The sequence below is a fragment of the Streptomyces sp. NPDC092370 genome (genome assembly GCF_044755265.1).
Classification (GTDB): domain Bacteria; phylum Actinomycetota; class Actinomycetes; order Streptomycetales; family Streptomycetaceae; genus Streptomyces.
Genome location: NZ_JBIVQO010000002.1, coordinates 466557 through 487039, shown reverse-complemented (window position 1 = coordinate 487039; position 20483 = coordinate 466557). Strand labels below are relative to the sequence as shown.

Below are 20483 nucleotides of genomic sequence, written 5' to 3'. Positions count from 1 at the left end.
GCCCTGTCTCGTTGACGATGGGTTTGCCCTGAGCCGGGCCCTGCCCGCCGGTCGTCGAGGGCAGAGCCTGGCTGCGGGGTGAGGCGGATGCTGCCGCTTTGGTCAGGAAGTGACGGGCGTGCTGCATCGGTGCCCACAGTGCCCTCCCGATCAAGCTGAACCCGTGCGGGAGCGCCTGGGGCGCAGGGTGGAACGGGCTCCGGACCACGGTGCGCTCGGGCCCGTCCAGGAGAAGCGTGTTGTGCACGACGCCGATGCCGCTCTGCACGTGGTCGAGGGTGTCCCCGGGACAGCATCCCAGCAGGCGGTTGCGGTGAGATAGCCGACGCCGGTTCAGGCGTGCAATGGCGCCATAGCGGAGTACGGAGACAGCGTCGTCCAGCCCGGGGCTGAGCACGGCCATCGTGCTCGGATGCGCGATGAGGTTCACGCCGAGGGTGCCGGCGAACTCCTTGTTCGTGGTGCGGACCGGCTCGGCGAGGAACTGGCGCGGGCCACGGGGGAGTTCAGCACGGCGAGGACGGGGGCGAAGTGCTCCGTGGTCAGTTGGTGAAGCGGCGTTCCCCGGAGAGGAACGAGGTTGCCAGGTGTTCTGCCCTGGGCGGGTTCGCGCCGGGGACGGAGCAGGTCATGCAGCGCGTGTTACGCGTCCCGCCCTTGGCTCGCCAGCAGCGGTTCCTGACGGATTCCGCCCGGGGTCAGGTCCCACGCCTCGACGCTGAAGTCGCTGCGGCCGGTGCCCGTCGTGCGGGCCTGCAGCCGCCAGGGTCCCTCGGCCGGCGGATAGAACCTGAGGGTGAGGACCCGGCCGTCGCCGAGATAGACCTCGGCGATCGAACGGTCCACGATCACGCGTAGCTCCACGGGGGTGCCGGCCATCGCCGTTGGGCCCGGGACGGCATACGAGCCTCCCCGTGCCCTCGCGTCCAGTGACGCGTGGCTGCGGTCCACGGTGAGCCGGCCGGTGGTGGGATCGAGGCTGATGTCGAGGTACTCGGTGTCGTCCGCAGAGGTGACCAGGCGCAGGCCGCTGGTGCCGGTGATGTCCGGGGTCAGGACGGCGGTGAGGTCGAAGGTGCGGCTGATATGGCCGAGTTCGGCCGTCCCGGACTGTGTGAGGTGCCCGGTGTGGTGCAGTACGCGTTCGCCGCGCAGCGCGAGCAGTTCGCGAGCGGGGCGTTGGACGACCGTTCCGTCGGCGGTGAGGGTCACCTCGCGAGGGAGGGTGAGGGTGCCTGCCCAGCCTGCTTCGTGCGCCCAGGCGTCGTCGCGGGCCTCCCACGCCCAGCCCCACAGCAGCCAGCGGTCTTCCCCGGGTGCCTTCAGCAGGGCGGGGGCGTAGAAGTCGGGGCCGTGATCGAGCGGCACCGGGGCTGCGGTCGCCGTGAAGCGTCCGTCCTGTTCGCGGCCGGTGTGGACGGTTGTGTGGCTGGGGCCGTCCTGCGGGGTCCAGTCGCTGATGACCAGGATGCCGCGGTCGCCGAAGGTGGCGTACTGGGGGCACTCCCATCCGATCGGGCCGGAGCCGGCCTCGGCGTCGCTGGTGTGGAAGGGGCCGCGGTACTCCCAGTGTTCCAGGTCGTCGGACTCGTACAGCTGCGCCGCGGCGCGGTTGTCGGCGAGGGCCGAGCCGACCAGCATCCGCCAGCGGCCATCCTGCTGCCAGACGTAGGGGTCCCGGTACATGGTGGTGTCTGCGGGCGGCTCGGGGATGAGCAGCTCCGGGCGCTTGACCCAGGTGATTCCGCCGTCGTACGACTCGGCGGTGGTCACCGGCTGCCACCAGCGATCGGTGCGGTGGGCGGAGTAGAAGGCCACCATGCGGCCGTCATCGGAGACGGCGTTTCCGGAGAAGCAGCCGTCGGCATCGTAGCCGCCGGGAGTGGGGGTGAGGGCCACCGGGAGAAGTTCCCAGTTGACCAGGTCAGGGCTGCGGTAGTGGCCCCAGTGCACGTTCGAATGCCGCGGGCCGTACGGGTTGTACTGGAAGAAGACGTGGTAGTGCCCGTCGTGGAAGACCAGCCCGTTGGGGTCGTTGATCCAGTTGCGCGGGGGGCGCAGATGCACGGCCGGAAGGTGGGGGTCAGCAGGCGGCGTGGACACACGGGGCCTTTCTCGGAGTGCGCGAAGCACAGGGGAAGAGAGAAGTGGGGAAGCGGCGCGTGGCGCAGGGATGTGTGAGCTCAGCCCTTCACGCCCGTCGACGCGATGCTGTTCACGAACGACCGCTGGAACGCCACGAACAGGGCGAGGATCGGCACGGTGATCAAGGAGGAGTACGCCATGATCTGGCCCCAGCCCACGTTCAGCTGGAAGAAGTAGGAGATGCCCACCATCACCGGGCGCAGTTCCTCGCTCTGGACCACCATCAGCGGCCAGAGGTAGGAATTCCATGCGGGCAGGAAGGTGAGGATGGCGACGGTGGCGACCGCCGGGCCGGACAAGGGCATGACGATACGGCGGTAGATGGTGAACCACCCGGCTCCGTCCACGACTGCCGCCTCGTCGATCTCCTTCGGGATGCTCTGGAAGTACTGGTGGAAGAAGAAAACCGAGAAGGCGTTGGCGACGAACGGCAGGATCTGGACCTGATAGGTGTCCATCCAGCCGGTGGTCAGCTCCAGGTGGAAGCCGTTGACGCGGAGCAACGGCAGTTGGTTGATCCACCACACCAGCGGCACGGCGAAGGTCTCGAACGGCACGATGAGGGTGGCGATGACGGCGGTCAGGACCGCCTTGCGGCCGGGCATGCGCATCCGGGACAGGGCGAAGGCGGCCATGCTGTTGACGACGATGCCGAGGACCACGGTGATCGACGAGATCAGCACGGAGTTCAGCAGGAAACGTGCCGCCGGAACGCGGTCGAACACACCGGTGTAGTTGTCGAGTGACAGGGCGCCGACCGGCACGAAGGCACGCCAGGAGCCGAGATCGGCGAAGATCTCGTCGTCCGGCTTGAACGACGAGATCAGCATGAAGACGAGCGGGAGCGCGAAGACCAGGGCCAGGACGACGCGGCCGGCGTGACCGCCGAGGTGCTTGAGGAAGGAGGTCATGGTCAGTCCTTCTCCCGGGTCAGGAAACGCTGGACGAGGGACACGGTCAGGACGAGCACGAAGAAGACCAGCGAGATGGCCGCCGCGTATGCGGTCTGCTGCTGCTCGTAGCCGGTGCGTACCGCCTGGTAGACGACGGTGGTGGTGGAGTCGAGGGGCCCGCCCTCGGTCATCACGTTGATCTGGGTGAAGAGGCCGAATGCCGCGATGGTGATGGTAACCAGCACAAACGTGCGAGTGGCGCGCAGGCCGGGCCAGGTGACATGGCGGAAGCGGTGCCAGCGGGTGGCTCCGTCGAGGTCGGCGGCCTCGTACAGCTCGGCGGGGATGGTCTGGAGACCGGCCAGCCAGATGATCATGTGGAAGCCGACGCCCTGCCACACCGACATCAGGATGATGGCGGGCATCGAGGTGGCCGGATCGCCCAGCCAGTCGCGGCCCTCGACATGGCCGAGGGTGAGCGCGGACAGGACGTGGTTGATCAGGCCGTCCTGACGGTAGAGGAAGGTCCACAGCAGGGACACCACGACCATCGAGGTGACGACCGGCAGGAAGTAGACGGTGCGGAAGAAGTTGACGCCCCGTACCTTCGCGTTCACCAGCAGCGCCAGCACCAGGGCGAGCCCGGCCTGGAGCGGGACGACGACGGCGGTGAAGTACACCGTGTTGCGCAGGGACTTGAAGAAGACCGGGTCCTCGAAGAGCCGGGTGAAGTTCCTCAGGCCCACGAAGCGCGCCGGGGTGGGCGAGACGAGCCGCGCGTCGGTGAAGGCCAGGGCGAAGGTGAGGGCGAGCGGTACGACGACGAAGACGATCAGCAGGACGACGGCCGGGGTGGCCATGCCGAGGGCGGTGAGGTTCTCACGGCGACGGGTGTGGGCCGTTCGGGTTCGCCGCACCGGACGCAGCCGGGCGAGGGCTGCGGTCATGGTGGTCACGGTAGCTCCAGGGGGGTGCCGGTCCGGTTCGGGCGCGCGGGGAAGGCGCGGTCGGGCCCGAACCGGACCGGAGCGGGTCAGCCGGTGTAGTGGTTGTTCGACTTCAGGTCGTTGTCGATGTCCTTCGCGGCCCGGCCCAGAGCGTCCTTGGGGTCGGCCCCGGACAGGATGTCCTGGGTCGCCTTCTGGAACTCGGTGGAGATGTAGGGGTAGGCCGGGGTGACCGGGCGCACTTCCGCGAACTTCTGCGCGAACTGGACGAAGACGTTGAACTTGCCCCCCGGCTGGTAGTCGGTGACCTGCTTCGCGGCGGCGTCGGTGGCCGGGATGGTGCTGGTGGCCTTGGCGTAGTCGACGAAGTACTTGGTCTGGCGGGAGAACTTCAGCCACGCCTGCGCGCCGGCCTTGTTGGAGCAGGTGGAACTCATGGCCCACTGCCAGGAGGCGCCGCCGATCTTGGGCCCGTTGCCGAAGTCGACCGGCGGGATGATCGCGAGGTCGTCGCCGAGCTTCTCGGCGTTCTTGGTCGCGTTCCAGCTGCCGTCCCACTGGATGGCGCTCTTGCCGGCGAGGAAGTCCTTGTTGGGGTCGGCCCCGGACTTCTTGGACAGGTACCCCTTCTTCACGAGCGACCCGAGCCAGGTCGCCCACTCGACGGACTTCTTGCCGTCGAGGGTGTCCGAGGCGGTCTTGTATCCGTCGCGGTTGATCAGGTCGCCGCCGAAGCTCTGCAGCTGAGGCGAGTAGGCGTACGGGTACCACTCGCCGAGGCTGCCGGTGCCCATCTCCAGCGGGTACTGGAACTTTCCGCTCTTCTTCAGCGTGGCCAGCGCGGAGTCGAACTCGGCCTTGGTCCAGGGCTTGTCGATGGTCGGGATGCGGATGTCGTAGTCGTTCAGCACCGACTTGCGGGCGAAGAAGGTGAGGGCGACGTCGTAGAAGCCGAAGGCGTAGACCTTGTCCTTGTAGCGGCCGACGGTGCTGGGCAGCTGGTCGTCCAGCGGTACCTCGCTGCCGGAGACGTCGATCGGGGCGAGGTAGCCGCCCCAGGCCCAGTTCGGCACGTTGGGGCCGTCCACGTCGAGGAGGCACGGCAGCTTGCGGGCCGAGGCGGCGGCCACGACGGAGTTGTTGTAGTCGCTCTGCGGGAACGCCTGGAGCTTGACTTTGTACTTGCTCTGGGAGCCGTTGAAGTCCTTGATGATCTTCTTGACGACGTCCAGCTCGGTCGAGTTGCCGGCGTTGTGCGTCCACAGCGTCAGCGTGTCGCCGTCGGCTCCGGACGTGCTGCCGCCGCCGCTCCCGGTCGCGCATCCGGCGACCAGCGCGGTCGCCGCTGCCACGGCTACACTCGCTACTGCGAGGCGCCTGGTTCTGAACACCACGAGGGTTCCTCCATCTCACTGAGACGGGTCTTGCCGGACCCGCCTTGGCGACCGGTTGCGACGGTCGCTGTTCTTGGTGGTCGTCCCGCCGCCCGGAGGGTCAGTACTCCTGGCGGCGGGACAACCGTCTTCGGGTGCCCGGTGTCAGCCCCCGGTGGGGGCGCCGACGGAGGCACGTTCCCGCAGCGGCATGGGCACACGGTGGACGACTGCTTCGAGCGGCCCCCTGCGGAGAATCAGCTCCACGGCCCGGCGGCCGAGTTGGTAGTGCGGCAGCTTCAGCGTGGTGAGCGCCGGGCGCAGTACGGACGCGATGTCCTGGTCGTCGAAGGAGACCACCGACACGTCGCCGGGCACGGACAGACCTGCCTCGCCGAGCGCCTGGTAGGCGCCGAGGGACACCCGATCGGCCAGGCACACCAGCGCCCGGGGACGGTGGCCCGCCGCGAGCAGCGCGGAGACCTCCCGGTAGCCGTCCGGCGTGTCCCAGTCGCACTCGATGACACCGTCCAGGTGCGCGCCGCCCTCCCGCAGAACCTCCTCCAGACCGCGCATCCGCTCGTTGCCCGCGATGATCCCCTCGGGCGTGGCCGGAACGGCCTGGTGCCCACCGATCGCCCAGATGCCCCCGCGGTGACCGGCCGCGAGCAGGGCACGGGCCGCATCCCGGCCCGCCTCCAGCTCGTCCGGGACGACCGACGGCGCGTCGAAGCCGGGGGCCAGGCAGTTCAGCAGGACCACCCGGCGCCCGAAGAGTTCCTTGGGCGGAGTCACGTACCGGGTGAACATGGAGGCGTAGATCACCGCGTCGACCTGGCGGTCCAGCAGCGCGTGGACCAGCGACGACTCGGCATCGCGATCGCCGCCCGCCTCTGTGATGAACAGCAGGTTGTCCCGTTCCCGGGCGGCCTCCATCGCGCCGCGGATCACCTCGCCCGCGAAGGGCGTCGTGGTGATCCGGTCCGACACGAACCCAATGGTCTGCGTCGACTTCGTCCGCAGGCTGCGCGCCGTGACGTTGGGGCGGTAGCCCAGCTCCTTCGCGGCGTCCAGGACCTTCTGGCGGGAGGTGTCGGAGATGCGCATGTCGGTGCGGCCGGACAGGGCGAACGACGCGGTCGTCGGCGAGACGCCCGCCTTACGGGCGACATCGGCCATGGTCACACGACGTTCAGACACGCTGTTCAGCTCCGTTGTTAAATCGGATTAGCAAGTTGCGAAGAGATTGATGCGCCCGTGGCCGGATGTCAACACCGCAGACATCTCGAATGAGAAGTGGGGGAGGTATATGCATATTTGTCCGTATCTCTCGTGTCCCCCGGGTGAAACGGTATGCATTAGCTCTTGCATTAGCAGGGGCGGAGCGCGAACGATGCCGAGCCATCTCGCTTAAACCGATTTGGCAGTGCGTCAGACCTGCCGCGCACCACCCAGGAGCCCGCCCATGAGGAGAAGAACAGCCCTCACCGTCGTGTCCGCCGCCATCGGCGGGGCCGTCGTACCGCTCTCGTTCGCTTCCGCTTCCGCCGCCGCGGAGAGCCGACGCGGACCCCAAAGCCCCACCGCCCGCTGGGACTTCGACGAGCGCGGTGGCGCGGTCGCCCGCGAGGCGGTCTCGGGCTCCGCCGACCCCATCGACTACGTCTTCACAGACGCCCGCTACAAGCCGGACACCGACCCCGTCCGGCGGCGCGGAGTGCGCGGCCGGGCGCTGTACTTCGACGGCTACTCCACCGTCGTCACCGCCAAGGGCCCCGGCAAGCTGGACCCCGCCCAGGGCCTGGCCGTCGACGCGTGGATCGCCCCCTACGCGTACGAGCACGGCATCGACGGCAAGCCCCAGGCCCTGGTCAACCAGCACAACCCGGAGGCGAGGACCGGGTTCCTGCTCGGTCTGCGCCGCTTCGGGCAGATCGTCTTTCAACTCGGCTTCGGCACCGACCTGATCGAGGTCAAGGGAGCACCGGACCAGCCGGCCACCAAAGGCCGATGGACACACGTCGCCGCCAGCTACGACCCGGCCGCACACCAGCTGCGCCTCTACCGTGACGGTCGCCTCATCGGCACCGCCACCACTCCCGAAAAGGCCCCCCGACTGGCCCCTGAAGAGCAGCTGTTGATCGGCCGGCACAACCGGCCCACGCTGCTGAACGGCGAGTTCCACGCCAACATGTACATGGGCCTGATGGACAGCCTCGTCATCCGCCCCGGCACCCTGGACGACACCACCGCCCAGCAGGAGCACGCCGATAAGGTCGCCGCGCTGCCGGGTGGCCGCGTGCCCCGCCCGGACCTGACGTTGAACCGGTCCCGCTTCGACGGCGACCGGCACCGCCCCCAGTTCCACATGCTGCCGCCCTGGCACTGGATGAACGAACCGCACGCGCCCGTGTACTTCAAGGGCAAGTACCACATCTTCTACCAGCACGATCCGCTCGGCCCGTTCTGGGGCCAGATCCACTGGGGACACGCCGTCAGCACCGACATGGTGCATTGGCGGGACATGCCCATAGCCCTCGCCCCGGCAGGGGACTCGGTCGGGCCGGACGGGATCTGGTCGGGCTCGGCGTACGTCGACGGCGACCGGGGGCCGGTGCTCTTCTTCACCGGCGGCGACGACCGGCTGCCCTACCGTCAGCGCACCGGGATGGCCGTGTCCTCGTACAAGACCGACCACGACACGGACCTGCCCACCTGGACCATGAAGTCCGAGCCGGTCACCGAGGCCCCGGCCGGCCTCCCCGCAGGCCCCGGCACCGCATGGGCGGAGAACTTCCGCGATCCGTTCGTCTGGGAGGAGGACGGAGTCTGGTACCAACTGGTCGGCAGCGGCATCGTCGACTACAACGGCACCCAGGTCACCAAGAAGCACGGCGGCACCGCACTCGTCTACACCGCCCGCAGGCCCGAGGGGCCCTGGACGTACCGGGGTCCGCTGCACTCAAACGACCTCACGAAGGTCCCCGAGCCCGGAGAGGTCTGGGAGCTGCCGGTACTCCTCCCGCTCCCCGGCCCGAAGGGCAAGCGCAGCGGCAAGCACATCCTGCTGGTCAGCCCCTGGTGGGAGGCGTTCCACCCCGACGCCGTCAAGCACACCTACTACTGGATCGGCACCTTCGACAAGCGCGCCTTCCGCTTCATGCCCGACCACGACACGCCCCGCGAGTTCGACTTCGGCGAGCACTTCACCGGCCCGTCCGGCTTCGTCACACCCGACGGCCGCTCCGTGCTCTTCAGCATCACCCAGGACCGCCGCAGCGAACAGCAGCACGCCCAGTCCGGCTGGGCCCACAACGCCGGCATGCCGGTCAGCGTCTCGCTGCGCCAGGACGGAACCCTCGGAGTCGAGCCGATCGAAGAGGCGGCCGGACTGCGAGGCCGACGACTGGTCAAGATCCGCCAGGCTTCGGTGGAAGAGGCAGACCGCCAACTCGTCGGTGCCTCCGGCGACATGCTCGACATCAAGGCCGTCATCGAGCCCCGCGACGCCGCGACCGTCACCCTGGCCGTCCGGGCGAGCGCCGACGGCAGTGAGCGGACTCTGCTCTCCTATGACACGAGCAAGCAGCGTTTCTCCATCGACCGCGGCCGCTCCAGCCTCGACCCGGACGTCCGCAAGGGCGTCCATGGCGGCACGGTCGAACTCGTCGGCGGACAACTGAGGTTGAGGGTCCTGCTCGACCGTTCGATGTTGGAGGCGTACGTCAACGGCATCAACAGCCTCACCAGCCGCGTCTACCCGACCCGGAAGGACGCCACCGGCCTGCGGCTGACCAGCGAGGGCGGCTCCGCCCGGGTCGTTTCCCTGGACGTCTGGCGCATGAACGGCGCCTACGACACGTCCGTCGCGCCCGCCGCCTACGACCCGCCGCGCCCGACGAACGTCGACGCCCTTCCCAACCACGACTTCGCCACCGGCGACCTCACCGGATGGACCGTCGTCTCGGGCACCACCTTCGGCGCCTCCAACGTGACCACCCGCACCGAGTGGGGTTGGGGCGGACCCTTCTACCAGGCCGAGACGGCGGACGACCCGGCCGGCCACCACCTGTGGGGCTTCAACCCGGACACGGGCGGCGACGACGCCACAGGTGTGCTCCGCTCCGCCACCGTCGTCCTCGGCGGAGACGGCGTGGTCGACCTGCTCGTGTCCGGCGGCAACGACCTCGACCGGCTCTACGCCGCCGTCGTCCGCGCAGACGACGGCAAGGTGCTGGCCAAGGCCACCGGCCGTGGTGCCGAACAGTACCGCCGTGTCGTCTTCGACCTGTCCGAGCACATCGGCGAACGGATCTACGTCGAGGTCGTCGACAAGGCGACGGGCGGCTGGGGCCACATCAACGTCGACGACGTCAACGTACCCGTCCAGCGCTCCTGACCACCGTCCCACCCGCGTTTCACGCTCCCGGGGCCCTGTCGTGGGCCCGCGACCAGGAGAACGCACTGATCAGCCTGCTCAACGCACCTCAACACATCACCGGAGGTATGCATGCGCACGCGTTCATCAGCGACATCCAGGACAGGGCCCCCGGGCAGCCTGCTACGCACACTGCTCGTCCTCGTGGCATGTCTCGGCATGACAACGCCCTTCATGTCGGGACAGGCCGGCGCGAGCGAGAGCACCCTGTCCAACCCCGGCTTCGAGAGGGGCGACCTGAGCGGTTGGAGCACCACAGGAGGCGCCTTCATCGGATCCGTCACCGACCAGCCGGGCTGGGGGTGGGGCTGCTGCTTCAACCAGCAGGGCACCTATCACCTCTGGGGATTCGCGGGCGGCGGTGATGCCCCCACGGGCACCGTCACCTCGGAGCCGTTCACCCTCACCGGCACGGGAATGGTCAGTGTCCTGGTTTCCGGCGGCCGCAACGACGACCAGCTGTACGTGGCTCTGACGACCCGGGACGGCACCGTCCTGCACAAGGCCACCGGCACCGACGACGAGGCGTACCGCCGCGTCACCTGGGACGCCCGAGAGCACCTGGGCGAGCAGTTACGCATCACGGCGGTCGACCGGGCCACCGGCGGCTGGGGACACATCAACCTGGACGACGTGAGAGTCGGTCTGGACGAGGCTCCGGACCCGGGCACCGAGGGGCTCGCCGCCTACTGGGACTTCGCCGAGGGCCAGGGCACCGCGACCACGGAGCGGATCAGCCGGAGCGCGGATCCCATCAGCTACGTCTTCAACAACGCGGTCTACAAGCCGAACAGCGACCCACTGTGGCGTACCAAGCGGAAGGAGGACGGCGTCCTCTCCGGCGCCCTTCTCTTCGACGGCTACTCCACCTGGGTCACCCGCGCCGCATCACAGACCCAACTCCCCACGGACGGCATGACCGTCGAAGCCTGGGTCGCACCACGCGCCTTCGAATGGGGCGACGAAGGCAAGCCCTCGGCCGTTGTCAACCAGCAGGACAAGGCAGCACGCCGAGGATTCTCGCTCGGCGTCGGCCGGCACGGCGTGTGGCAGTTCGGCATCGGCACCGGTGACGCCTGGTACGAAACGGCGGTCCCCCAGGCGGCAGCTCTGGCCGCGGGCAAGTGGGCGCACATCGCGGCGGTCTTCGCTCCGAGCGAGGGCACCATCAGCCTCCACCTGAACGGCGAGCAGGTCGCCCGGACAGCCATCCCCGCCACGGCCCGTCTGGCCAAGGCCGACGTTCCCCTGCTCATCGGCCGCCACAACCAACCCGCCATCATCAATGGCACCTTTGCCGTAAACATGTTCAACGGCCTGGTCGACGAGGTGAAGGTCCACACGGACGCGCTCACCTCCAAATCTGTGCGGGCCGGCCACGAGCACGACGTGCAGACATTCGCCGGGGGCAGCATCCCCGAAGCCCGTATGGCCATGGACCGCTCACGCTACGACGGCGACCGCTACCGCCCGGGCTACCACTTCTCGGCACCCAACCACTGGATGAACGAGCCCCACGCCCCCATCCAGGTCAACGGCAAGTACCACCTCTTCTACCAGCACAACTCCCACGGCCCCTACTGGCACAACATCGGCTGGGGGCACGCGGTCAGCGAGGATCTGGTGCACTGGCGAGACCTACCCGTCGCCCTCGCCCCCACCGCCGGGAGTGTGGCACCCGACGGTGTCTGGTCCGGCGACGCGACCCTCGACGAGAACGGCGTCCCGGTCCTGCTGTTCACGGCCGGCAACGACTCCCAGCGCCCCAATCAGGCAACCGGACTCGCACGCCCTGTCGACCCCGGCGACCCTGACCTGGTCGAGTGGAAGATGCACCCGACCCTGGTGACCAGCCAGACCGCCGATCTGGACGTCGGTGCTGGACGGAAGGTCCGCTTCGGAGACTTCCGCGACCAGGACGTGTGGAAGGAAGGCGACACCTGGTTCCAGTTGGTCGGCTCGGGAGTCCAGACCACCTCAGGCCGAAGTGTCGGCGGGACGGCGCTCCTCTACACCTCCAAGAACCTCACCGACTGGACCTACTCGGGGCCTCTCATGGTCGGTGACGTGGCGGCCCACCCCAAGACCGGCCAGGTCTGGGAACTCCCCACCTTCCTCCCCATCGGCGAGGACGACCAGGGACGCCAGCGACGGGCGCTGCTCGTCAACCCGTCCTTCCCCGACGGCCCCGCCGAGTACAGCAGCAAGTACACCTACTACTGGGTCGGCACCTGGGACGCCCAGGCCCGCCGATGGACACCCGACACCACCGAGCCCAAGCTGCTCGACTACGGCGATCACTTCACAGGTCCCAGCGGCACGATCGACGACAAGGGCCGCTCCCTCGTCTTCAGCATCGCGCAGGACCGGCGCACGGAGCGCGCCCACTACGACGCCGGCTGGGCCCACAACGCCGGACTCCCCGTCCACCTGTCCATGCGACCTGACGGAGACCTGGGAGTCAGCCCCGTCGAGGAGGTCTCCCGGCTCCATGTGGGCGAACCACTCCTCAACATCAACGCACCGACCTCCGTCGCCGACGCCAACGCGCGCTTGGCCGACATCAAGGGGGACATGCTCCACATCAAGCTGACCCTGGAACGGGGCAGAGCCGACACCTTCGGACTCGATGTGCTGCGCAGCCCCGGCGACGAAGAGCGGACCCGTCTGTTCTACGACGCCCCAGCCGGACAGCTGGGCGTCGATCGAACACGATCCGGAAACAACTCCAGCGTCGACGCCAACCCGGGCATCCAGAAAGGTCCGCTGACGCTCTCCAACGGAGAGTTGTCACTGGATGTGTTCCTGGACCGCTCGATGATCGAGGCATACGCGAACGCGCACAAGTCCATCACCACCCGCGCCTACCCCTTCCGACAGGACTCTCTCGGCCTGCGGCTCTTCGGCGACGGCAGTGTCGTCAAGTCCATGACCATCTGGAAGATGGGCAACCTGACCGACTGACCCGTCGGCGCCATCGACCCGGTTGGCACGTCCGACGAGCCGACCGGGTCGATGCGTCTCCCGTTGTCCGATTGGTTCCGGCGCTTCGAGGCGGCCTGGGTGAGGATCAGCGGCCGCAGCAGCGGTGGCAGTTCCGTTCAGAGTTCCAGGTCCGTTCGCCCGCGGGGCCTCGGGCGCGCGGCCCCGAGGTGTCCCGTTCTTGGAGGTACGGGCGGCTCGGCGGCTCAGGGCGCGGGAGAGCTGTCCGCCACTGCCGGTCACGAGTGAGCGAGAAGTCAGCTCATTGTTTGCCCGTCCAGGCCAGGTCGAGCGTCGGTTCGGACGAAGCCACCCGCCCGTGGTCGGGTCATGCCGTCTGTGCCGCGAGCAGTGGGATGGTTGCTCTGTGCGGTCCCGGGGCGGGGGGCTGACTCATGAGATCTATGACCGAAGTGTCCAGTCACGGGCTTGTCGACTCTCGTTGCGGGATGGTATCTGCTGCTACCGAGCCACAGGGCGTATCCCCATAGGGGGCCTTGCCGGCTATCAGGCGCCATCTCCACAGACGGTCTTTGCCTGCGCCGTGTACTCGCTTACCGCCTGGCCGCTGTTCGCGACCAGCGCCATCTACCACCGCGGCACCTGGGGACCGCTCGGCGAGGCTCTTCTGCGACGCCTCGACCACGCCAACATCTTCCTGATCATCGCCGGCACCTGCACCCCCTCGGCCGTGCTCCTCCTCCCGCCGGACCAGCGGTCCGTGCTGCTGTGGATCGTCTGGACAGGAGCGTTGGCCGGCGTCGCGTTCCGGGTCCTGTGGGCCGGAGCCCCGCGCTGGCTGTACAACCCCGTGCTACCTGGCGCTGGGGTGGGCACCGGTCAGCTACCTGCCCGACTTCCTGCACACCGGCGGAACCGCCGTAGTGGTCCTGATCGTTGTCGGCGGTCTCTTCTACAGCGCAGGCGCGGTGGTCTACGCCCTCCAGCGGCCCGACCCCGCACCCCGCTGGTTCGGCTTCCACGAGGTCTTCCATGCGCTGACCGTGGTGGCCTTCACCGCGCACTACATCGCCATCTCCCTCGCCACCTACTGATCCCGCGACAGTGTTCCGGTCCGCCGCTCATCGCCCACGTCGCCGTGTGCTGGACCGCGGCGGACCGGGCGGTCGCCGAGGCATCGCTCCGCGCGTGAAAGTCGAGGCGGAAGACATCAGGGGGATGGTTCGCTGTGGCGCGTCACGCGTACGCCGGTGGAGGGGCCAGGGATACGAGGTCGTACGCGCCGCCGTCCGCCCTGAAAGTTGGCTGCTGTCCAGGGTGTGATGCTCCGTAGGCAGGTAAGGAGGGAGGAGCGAGAGAAAGACGACAGCGGTCTTCAGCTGACCTGAGACAGAGGGGGCTCTCCGTGTTCGAGGCGGAAGACATCAGGGAATGGCGAGGCCGCGACGTGGTCGACCACGAGCGGCACAAGATCGGCGTCCTGGAGGCGGTCTATGTCGACACGGCCACAGACCAGCCCGCGTTCGCGACGGTGACGGTCGGCCTGCCGACCCGGCACCGGCTCGTGTTCGTCCCCCTGGGCGACGCGACGGTCGGTCCCGGTTATCTGAAGGTCGCCTACGACAAGAAGCAGGTCAAGGAAGCGCCCTCGATCGGCACGGACGGCGAACTGCTCGCGGAGGACGAGAAGACCGTCTTCGCGCACTACGAGCTCGCCTACCGAACGGGTGCGGGCGGCGAACGTCGCCTCGCCCGCCGCTGATGCCCTCACCAACGTCCCCGCCATGAGGTGACACCAATGGCTCTCTTCCTCCTGCTGCTCATTGTGGCCATCGTGCTCGGCATCATCGGTGTGGTGGCGAAGGGCCTGTTCTACCTGTTGGTCATCGGCGTGGTGGTTCTGGTCGCCGACCTCGTCCTCCTTGGCCTACGCCTGGGCCGCCGCCGCAGGCGCCTCCCCCGGTGACGCGGTCAGCCGGGCAAGCGCCCCCACGGGCCGCCCGCCCGGGACCGGACGTAGCGGGGTGTCGGAGCAGTCGTCGAGTCATCGCCCAGGAGTGGTCCGCCCCGTCCGCGACGGGGCGGAGGCGTCGGAGAGGTCGGCGCCGGTGTCGGCGTCCCGCTCGGAGTGGCCGACGCCGTGCCAGTCCAGGCACATGACGGTCGCGTCGTCCTGCAGGTGGCCGTGGTTGGCGTCGACGATCGCCGCGATGAGGGTGCGGGCGGCCTCGCGGGGATGCAGCGCACGGGTACCTACGATCAGGTCGGACAGATCGAGGCTGTTGGCGTTGCGCTCCAGCATGCCGTCGGTCAGCATCACCAGCCGGTCGCCCGGCTGCAGGTCCAGCGACTGGACCCGGTAGGTGTGGGGGACCTGGAAGCCGAACGGCATATCGATCTTCGGAGTGATCTCCCGTACCTGGCCGTTCCGCATGCACAGCGGCCAGGGGTGGCCGGCGTTGATGAACTCGGTCCTGCCGTCGGTCAGGTTGATGCGCAGGAGCTGGCCGGTGACGTAGCTCTGGCGGCCGTGTTCACGCATGGCCTGGTCGGCCTGGCGGGCCTGTTCGGCGAGGTCGGCGCCGGCCCGCCGGGCCCGGCGCAGGGCGCCCACCAGGAGGGTGGCCAGCAGCGCGGCGTCGACATCGTGGCCCATGGCGTCGGTGACGGAGAGCTGGACAGTGTCCCGGTCGATCACGTAGTCGAAGGTGTCGCCCCCGACGTGGTCGGCGGGCTCCAGTGCCCCGGCCACCGCGAACTGCGCCGCCTCGCACGCCAGCGACGCCGGGAGCAGCCGGTGCTGGATCTCCGCGGCCAGGCTCAGCGGGCTGGTACGGCGGCCCCACTGGTACACGTCGGTGTAGGACCGGTTCGCGATGACGATGTATGCCAGGGCGTGGGCGGTCTCGCCGATCTCCCGCATCACCTCCGCGTCCGGCGCCGAGGGCAGGAAGAGTTCGAGGAGCCCGATGGCGTCTCCGCGGTTGGTCACCGGGGCGACGATCCGCACCAGCGCGCCGTCGCCCTTGTCCTCCACGCTCGGCCGCTGGGTGCGGATCACGTCGTCGTACAGGGTGCCTCGCAGCGAGATGCGCCGGGCGGGTTCATCGGTATCGATGCTGCCCGCCGCCCCCAGCCGTACGACCGAGCCACCGGTGAAGTCGGTGATGAGGAACGACACCGACGCGGCCCCGAGGCGCTCCTTGAGCATGCCCGCGACCACGTCGAGCGACTCCACAGGCGCCGCGGACTCCGCTGCGGCCAGCGTCTCCGCCAGGGTTATCGCCCCGCCCCGGCCACCCCCGTTCGCGGGAGTACGAGTGGTGTGCCCACCGTCCCCGTCAGGCCCGCGCACGGTCACGGTGACTCCTCGCTGCTCGCTGCTGCTCAGGACTCCGGCCCGGGGATGCGGGGGGCTGGCGCCAAGCCCGGTGCCCGGCAGATGTTATTGCACCACAGAGCCTTTGAACGGATGCACGTGTCGGCCGGCTGTTCGTCGAACGGCCCGGCCACCGTCGCCGTCTGGAACGCCTGGACCTCGTAGTCATCCGGTCTACCAGAGTTCATGCCACGCTGGCATCGGAGACGACAAACAGTAGTGGGGCCCCGAGCAGTACGCCGTTCGGGCCCCCCGGTTCGACGTCTCCCAAGGCCAGAAGGACCCGCAGGTCGAGAACATCAACCCGGCCTGACCTCGCAGCCTTGCCCGAGGGATAGTGCACGCCGTGTCCGGTGACTGCCGCGGCCCGTGCAAGCCGTCCTTTCGGCCGAACAGGGGGTGCGCTTGTGCCGGGCACCGACAGGACCTGTGGCGCACAGGAGTAGGGCCGACCAGCAATGGCTGCCGCCCAACTCCGTTGAGGTGCGTGCGTCCGGGGCGGCCCACCTCGGACGGGACCTTCCTGTACTCGGTCACATCAGGCGTTGTCCCGGGCTCGGCCGCCTCACCGTACGTGTCGCAGTTCATCGGCGACCAGAGTTGCTCGCAAGGTGCTGCAACACCGAACCGGAGGAGTAGGGGTACGAGGCCGGGGTGCGCGCCACGTGCCGACTCGGGCGCCGCATGCCCTTCGCGGATGCCTGGAGGAGCAGTCGTTCAGGCGCTGGTCCAGGCGTCGAGGAGGCTTTCCGCCCAGTCGAATCGTCCGACCTGCGGTCTGCGTGCAGGACGTGCCAGGCGGTGAGCTCGAGATCTCGGAGCCGCAGTTCGGCCGATGACCTGTGTCTTGAGGCCGGGCAGATGGTCGGATTCGGCGAGGCCCCAAATCTGCCGCCCCGGATGCTCGATGGGTGGTCTGGCTCGACAGGGCCTGAGTGAGTGGACGCCCGCCCGGGCTCCGCGCCGGACCCGCACCCCGAACAGGAGGGGCACCGGTGGTGGCGCGTGAGGTGCCTGCACGACGCCGACTGCTTTTCCATGCCCGGCCACCAACCTGGCATCGCCGCGCTCGCGGCCGGCCTGTGGTCTCCCCTCGCCACCCTGGCCCGTGATCGCGCTGACCTTGTGCGGTGCCCTGCCGGTCCAGGCGGCGGACGGCGCGCCGCGCGAGGCCCAGAGGCCGCCCTGCCCACGCGGCCGCAGCGAACCGGCTTCAAGGGGGTAGGGGCGGTCAGCCGCAGGTACGAGAAGACCGGCTCATTCCCCGTGCGCAGGCTTCGTCAGCTCTGCGTTGAACTGAGCGCCGATCAGGAGGGACAGGTTGGAGAGCCACAGCCAGACCAGGAACACCACGACGCCTGCCAGTGAACCGTACAGACGGTCATAGGTGCTGACCAGGGAGGTGTAGACGGCGAATCCGAGTGAGACGCTCAGCAGGAGCGCCACCGCCAATGTGCCGCCGGGCGCCATCCTCCGGACAGGGCGGGAGGACGCCGGCCCCGACCGGTACAGGACGAGCACCAAGGCGACGGCTACCGCGGCCACGACCGGCCACCGCAGCGTGTCCCAGGTGGCCTGGGGCCCGGTACCCAGACTCAGGGCCTGGCCCAGACGCCGGGCCAGGCCGCCGGTGAGCAACAACGCGAGGGTCGACGTCAGAAGCAGGGAGCTCAGGACGAGTGCCGTGGCGATGATGCGCGGAGCGGTACGCCAGACCGGCCGGTCCGCGCTGATCCGATGCATGGAGTACAACGCCCGGCGGAAGACGCTCAGATAGCTGCATCCCGACCACAGGGCCCCCGCCCCTCCGACGAAGATCAGCGTCCATGCCGCCGTCGGCTGTGCGACCATCTGCCGCAGGGTGCTGCGCAGCAGCGCGCGGGACTCGGCCGGGGCCGCCTGCGTCATGCGGTCAATGACCTCCGGCTTGGCCGTGGGCATGGTCAGACCCAGGATCGAGAGGATCACCAGCAGCAACGGGAACAGGGCCAGAACCGCATAGTAGGTCAGCGCAGCGGCCCAGTCCGTGACGTCGTCGTTCCAGACGGCCATCGGCGTCCGGCGCAACGCCACCCACCACCGAGCCGTGTGACCGTCTGCATCATCCATGACGCGGATGCTCTCACTCTTCGTCCGCGGGCCACCATCCAGCACTGCGGTGCGACAGGACCCGGCACGCGTGCCGCGAGCTGTTCCGCACGTGCGCGCGCCTCGGCTCACCCGACGGTGGGGGAGACGAGGACGCGGTGACCCAGGCCACCCACATGACGTTACGCATACTCGCCGAGCGCATCGAACAGCTCACGGCTCAGATCAATGAGCTCAACCAACGCCTGACCCGGCTCGTCGAGCACCACGCCCCGCAGCTGCTCGTGCCGGTGGGCATCGGTTCGGACAGCGCCGTCACTCTCCTGATCACGATGGGAGACAACCCCGAGCGACTGAACAGCGAGGCGTCCTTTGCTGCCCTTTGCGGAGTCAGCCCCATCGAGTGCTCCTCTGGCCGTCGGAACACACGCCGGCTCGACTACGGCGGCGACCGGCAGGCGAACGCGGCCCTGCACCGCATCGTGTTGACCCGGCTACGTCACGACCCGCGCACCCAGGCGCACCACGAACGCCGTACCCAGGAGGGCAAGACCCGACGTGAGATCATCCGATGCCTCAAGCGATACGCAGCCCGCGAGGTCTACAACCTGGTCGGACTGGTTTCCCGCATCCCCGCGTTACAGGGGCGTCCGTGAGACGTGAGAGGCTCTGAGGCGTGAGTGAGACACCGTCGAACACCCTGCAATACCGCTTTGACGGGCCAGAAGACGCCCCGGTCCTGATCCTCGGTCCCTCACTGGGTACCACCTGGCACAGGTTGTAGGGACCGTCTATAGGCGTCCAGGTCAGTCCAAGGCGACCGCACAATTCCAGGTCAGAGCGTTTTGGTCCGGGGGAGTCGACGCAGTCGGTGACAGGTGTGTGATAGCGGTGTTCGACGAGAAGCCTCGCCCGTGCGGTCCGACGGATCTCAATCAGGTGCGTGCAACGTCCGTCGAGGGCACCGTTGCGCCCGGCTTCTCCCCTCCTCAGTACCCGAAGCAAGGAGGGGGCGACGCCGCTCTGACGGCCGAGGCACAGCCTGTCACCCAGGGATTCTCCGCGCCCAACCGGGAGGCACTCTTGGCTCCTGCGAATCCAACCGCCTTTGGGAGTGTCTACGGCACGGCATGTCTCTCCGAGACCGTGCCTCGAGTAGTTCCTCCCGCGCGTGATCTCCGCCACCGGCGTCAGCCGCTCGGTGCGGTCCTCCAGAGCACGACGTGCTGGGTCAGACACTGGAGATCGACGAGGCCCTCGCCCGGCGGCATCCGGCGCCCTCGCCTCACTCGACGGCCACCGCATCACGGTCCACGCCCCGTTCGTCGTCGACGGCGTCGGCGCGGGCGACTCCTTCACCGCCGGCCTGCTCCACCGCCTCTTCGCCCTCGGCCGCCTCGACGGACTGAGCGTCGCGGATCTCACCGAAGCATGCGCTTCGCCGCCCGCGTCGCCGCGCTGACCTGCTCCGTCCCCGGCGCGAACCCTCCGCGCACGGACCCGGCATCCTTGGAGCCCGAGGCGGAACGACTCCTGCCGCACGCCTGAACACGCATACGTCCCCCCCGGCAACAACTGTCGCCGGGTATCAGGCGGTTCTGGTCGTGAACTCGGCCAGGAGTGCGGTGACGACCCGATCTGTCACGGCCGTCATGTCGACGGACTCGGGGGCGAGCAGCCACTGGACCTGGAGGCCGTCCATGACGGCGATGATCGCCGTGGCAGCCTCTTCGAGGTTGAGGTCGGGGCGTGTCTCGCCGAGTTCGGATGCTTCGGCGAGGGCTTCGGTGACCATGACGCGCAGGCCGGCGTAGCGGGCGCGGAAGTAGTCCTGGGCGGGGTGTCCCTCGGTGACGCTTTCCGCCGAGAGCACGGCGTAGAGGCGGACGATGCCTTCGCGTTCGGTGTTGCGGCGGACGGTGTCGACGAGGTGGCGCAGGAAGGCCATCCCCTTGGGGCGGTCGGGGCCGAGCTGCTCGATGTCGGTGGCGTCACGCAGGTCCAGGACGCTGGTGAGCAGTTGAGCCTTGGAGCGGAAGTAGTGCAGGACGCCGGCCTGGGTGACCCCGGCGCGGTCGGCGATCTCTTGAAGCGAGGCGTTGTTGTAGCCGCGGGCGGCGAAGGTGTCCATCGCGATCTGCAGGATCTCCTGCCGTCGCTGCTGGGCCTTGAGACTCTTCCCGGCGCGGGGCTGCCGTTCCCCGTTCGGCGTGCTCTCGCTCATCGTGCGGAGTCTACGGGGCTGTCTATCAGTGGTCACCCTCCGATCAAACCTGA

Annotated in this window: 14 protein-coding genes and 4 pseudogenes; 10 read left to right on the top strand and 8 right to left on the bottom strand. The window is 68.6% G+C overall.

The window, feature by feature from the left end:
• The first annotated feature begins 412 nt into the window (after nt 1–412).
• Entirely contained in the window at nt 413–553 is a 141-nt protein-coding gene (locus ACIQHQ_RS08810) for a hypothetical protein (RefSeq protein WP_402611049.1), read from the top strand.
• 89 nt (nt 554–642) lie between these two features.
• Here ACIQHQ_RS08810 and ACIQHQ_RS08805 read toward each other — a convergent pair whose 3' ends face one another.
• The 5 genes from ACIQHQ_RS08805 to ACIQHQ_RS08785 all read right to left on the bottom strand — a co-directional run bounded on the left by ACIQHQ_RS08805 (nt 643) and on the right by ACIQHQ_RS08785 (nt 6558).
• A complete protein-coding gene (locus ACIQHQ_RS08805) occupies nt 643–2067 on the bottom strand; it encodes a glycoside hydrolase family 32 protein (protein WP_402611048.1) in 1425 nt (474 codons plus the stop codon).
• A 116-nt stretch (nt 2068–2183) separates the two neighbouring features.
• Nucleotides 2184–3056, bottom strand: a complete 873-nt coding sequence (locus tag ACIQHQ_RS08800) for a carbohydrate ABC transporter permease (RefSeq protein ID WP_402611047.1) — start codon at nt 3054–3056, stop codon at nt 2184–2186.
• 2 nt (nt 3057–3058) lie between these two features.
• Nucleotides 3059–3985, bottom strand: a complete 927-nt coding sequence (locus tag ACIQHQ_RS08795; protein ID WP_402611046.1) for a carbohydrate ABC transporter permease — start codon at nt 3983–3985, stop codon at nt 3059–3061.
• A gap of 86 nt (nt 3986–4071) precedes the next feature.
• Nucleotides 4072–5337, bottom strand: coding sequence for an extracellular solute-binding protein (locus ACIQHQ_RS08790; protein WP_402611045.1), 1266 nt, complete (start codon nt 5335–5337; stop codon nt 4072–4074).
• 186 nt (nt 5338–5523) lie between these two features.
• Entirely contained in the window at nt 5524–6558 is a 1035-nt protein-coding gene (locus ACIQHQ_RS08785; RefSeq protein ID WP_402611044.1) for a LacI family DNA-binding transcriptional regulator, read from the bottom strand.
• A 265-nt stretch (nt 6559–6823) separates the two neighbouring features.
• Here ACIQHQ_RS08785 and ACIQHQ_RS08780 point away from each other — a divergent pair, with 265 nt between their 5' ends.
• The 5 genes and pseudogenes from ACIQHQ_RS08780 (at nt 6824) to ACIQHQ_RS08760 (ending at nt 14705) form a co-directional block, all read left to right on the top strand.
• Nucleotides 6824–9757, top strand: a complete 2934-nt coding sequence (locus ACIQHQ_RS08780; protein ID WP_402611043.1) for a GH32 C-terminal domain-containing protein — start codon at nt 6824–6826, stop codon at nt 9755–9757.
• 198 nt (nt 9758–9955) lie between these two features.
• The gene (locus ACIQHQ_RS08775; RefSeq protein ID WP_402611042.1) at nt 9956–12760 is read left to right on the top strand and encodes a GH32 C-terminal domain-containing protein; all 2805 of its coding nucleotides are present in this window, start codon (nt 9956–9958) and stop codon (nt 12758–12760) included.
• Between the two features lie 538 nt (nt 12761–13298).
• A pseudogene (locus ACIQHQ_RS08770) lies at nt 13299–13833 on the top strand (hemolysin III family protein); the annotation flags it as partial.
• Nucleotides 13834–14144: 311 nt separating this feature from the next.
• Nucleotides 14145–14501 carry a PRC-barrel domain-containing protein gene (locus tag ACIQHQ_RS08765; RefSeq protein WP_059420885.1) on the top strand — a complete coding sequence of 119 codons (357 nt, stop codon included), beginning with the start codon at nt 14145–14147 and terminating at the stop codon, nt 14499–14501.
• A gap of 36 nt (nt 14502–14537) precedes the next feature.
• Entirely contained in the window at nt 14538–14705 is a 168-nt protein-coding gene (locus tag ACIQHQ_RS08760; protein WP_167551660.1) for a hypothetical protein, read from the top strand.
• Between the two features lie 78 nt (nt 14706–14783).
• Here the strand turns inward: ACIQHQ_RS08760 and ACIQHQ_RS08755 are convergent, their stop codons facing one another.
• Nucleotides 14784–16022 (bottom strand): PP2C family protein-serine/threonine phosphatase, encoded by a 1239-nt coding sequence (locus tag ACIQHQ_RS08755; protein WP_402611615.1) that lies wholly within the window; start codon nt 16020–16022, stop codon nt 14784–14786.
• Nucleotides 16023–17029: 1007 nt separating this feature from the next.
• Between ACIQHQ_RS08755 and ACIQHQ_RS08750 the strand changes: the two are divergent.
• Nucleotides 17030–17262 (top strand): annotated as a pseudogene (locus tag ACIQHQ_RS08750) (amino acid transporter); the annotation flags it as partial.
• A gap of 113 nt (nt 17263–17375) precedes the next feature.
• Here the strand turns inward: ACIQHQ_RS08750 and ACIQHQ_RS08745 are convergent.
• A complete protein-coding gene (locus ACIQHQ_RS08745; protein WP_402611040.1) occupies nt 17376–18227 on the bottom strand; it encodes a YihY/virulence factor BrkB family protein in 852 nt (283 codons plus the stop codon).
• A gap of 137 nt (nt 18228–18364) precedes the next feature.
• On the opposite strand from ACIQHQ_RS08745, the gene ACIQHQ_RS08740 reads away from it, so the two are divergent.
• The 3 genes and pseudogenes from ACIQHQ_RS08740 to ACIQHQ_RS08730 form a co-directional block, all read left to right on the top strand.
• Nucleotides 18365–18862, top strand: a complete 498-nt coding sequence (locus ACIQHQ_RS08740; protein WP_402611038.1) for a transposase — start codon at nt 18365–18367, stop codon at nt 18860–18862.
• 20 nt (nt 18863–18882) lie between these two features.
• Nucleotides 18883–18981 (top strand): annotated as a pseudogene (locus tag ACIQHQ_RS08735) (3-oxoadipate enol-lactone hydrolase); the annotation flags it as partial.
• Between the two features lie 498 nt (nt 18982–19479).
• Nucleotides 19480–19754, top strand: a pseudogene (locus ACIQHQ_RS08730) (PfkB family carbohydrate kinase); the annotation flags it as partial.
• Nucleotides 19755–19794: 40 nt separating this feature from the next.
• On the opposite strand, the gene ACIQHQ_RS08725 reads toward ACIQHQ_RS08730, so the two are convergent.
• Entirely contained in the window at nt 19795–20430 is a 636-nt protein-coding gene (locus tag ACIQHQ_RS08725) for a TetR family transcriptional regulator (RefSeq protein WP_390979318.1), read from the bottom strand.
• Nucleotides 20431–20483: the final 53 nt, after the last annotated feature.

Bases quoted from the DNA above. Each gene is read 5' to 3' on its own strand.
- ACIQHQ_RS08810 (WP_402611049.1), top strand. From the start codon at position 413: ATGCGCGATGAGGTTCACGCCGAGGGTGCCGGCGAACTCCTTGTTCGT.
- ACIQHQ_RS08800 (WP_402611047.1), bottom strand. From the start codon at position 3,056: ATGACCTCCTTCCTCAAGCACCTCGGCGGTCACGCCGGCCGCGTCGTC.
- ACIQHQ_RS08795 (WP_402611046.1), bottom strand. From the start codon at position 3,985: ATGACCGCAGCCCTCGCCCGGCTGCGTCCGGTGCGGCGAACCCGAACG.
- ACIQHQ_RS08780 (WP_402611043.1), top strand. From the start codon at position 6,824: ATGAGGAGAAGAACAGCCCTCACCGTCGTGTCCGCCGCCATCGGCGGG.
- ACIQHQ_RS08775 (WP_402611042.1), top strand. From the start codon at position 9,956: ATGACAACGCCCTTCATGTCGGGACAGGCCGGCGCGAGCGAGAGCACC.
- ACIQHQ_RS08760 (WP_167551660.1), top strand. From the start codon at position 14,538: ATGGCTCTCTTCCTCCTGCTGCTCATTGTGGCCATCGTGCTCGGCATC.
- ACIQHQ_RS08745 (WP_402611040.1), bottom strand. From the start codon at position 18,227: ATGGATGATGCAGACGGTCACACGGCTCGGTGGTGGGTGGCGTTGCGC.
- ACIQHQ_RS08725 (WP_390979318.1), bottom strand. From the start codon at position 20,430: ATGAGCGAGAGCACGCCGAACGGGGAACGGCAGCCCCGCGCCGGGAAG.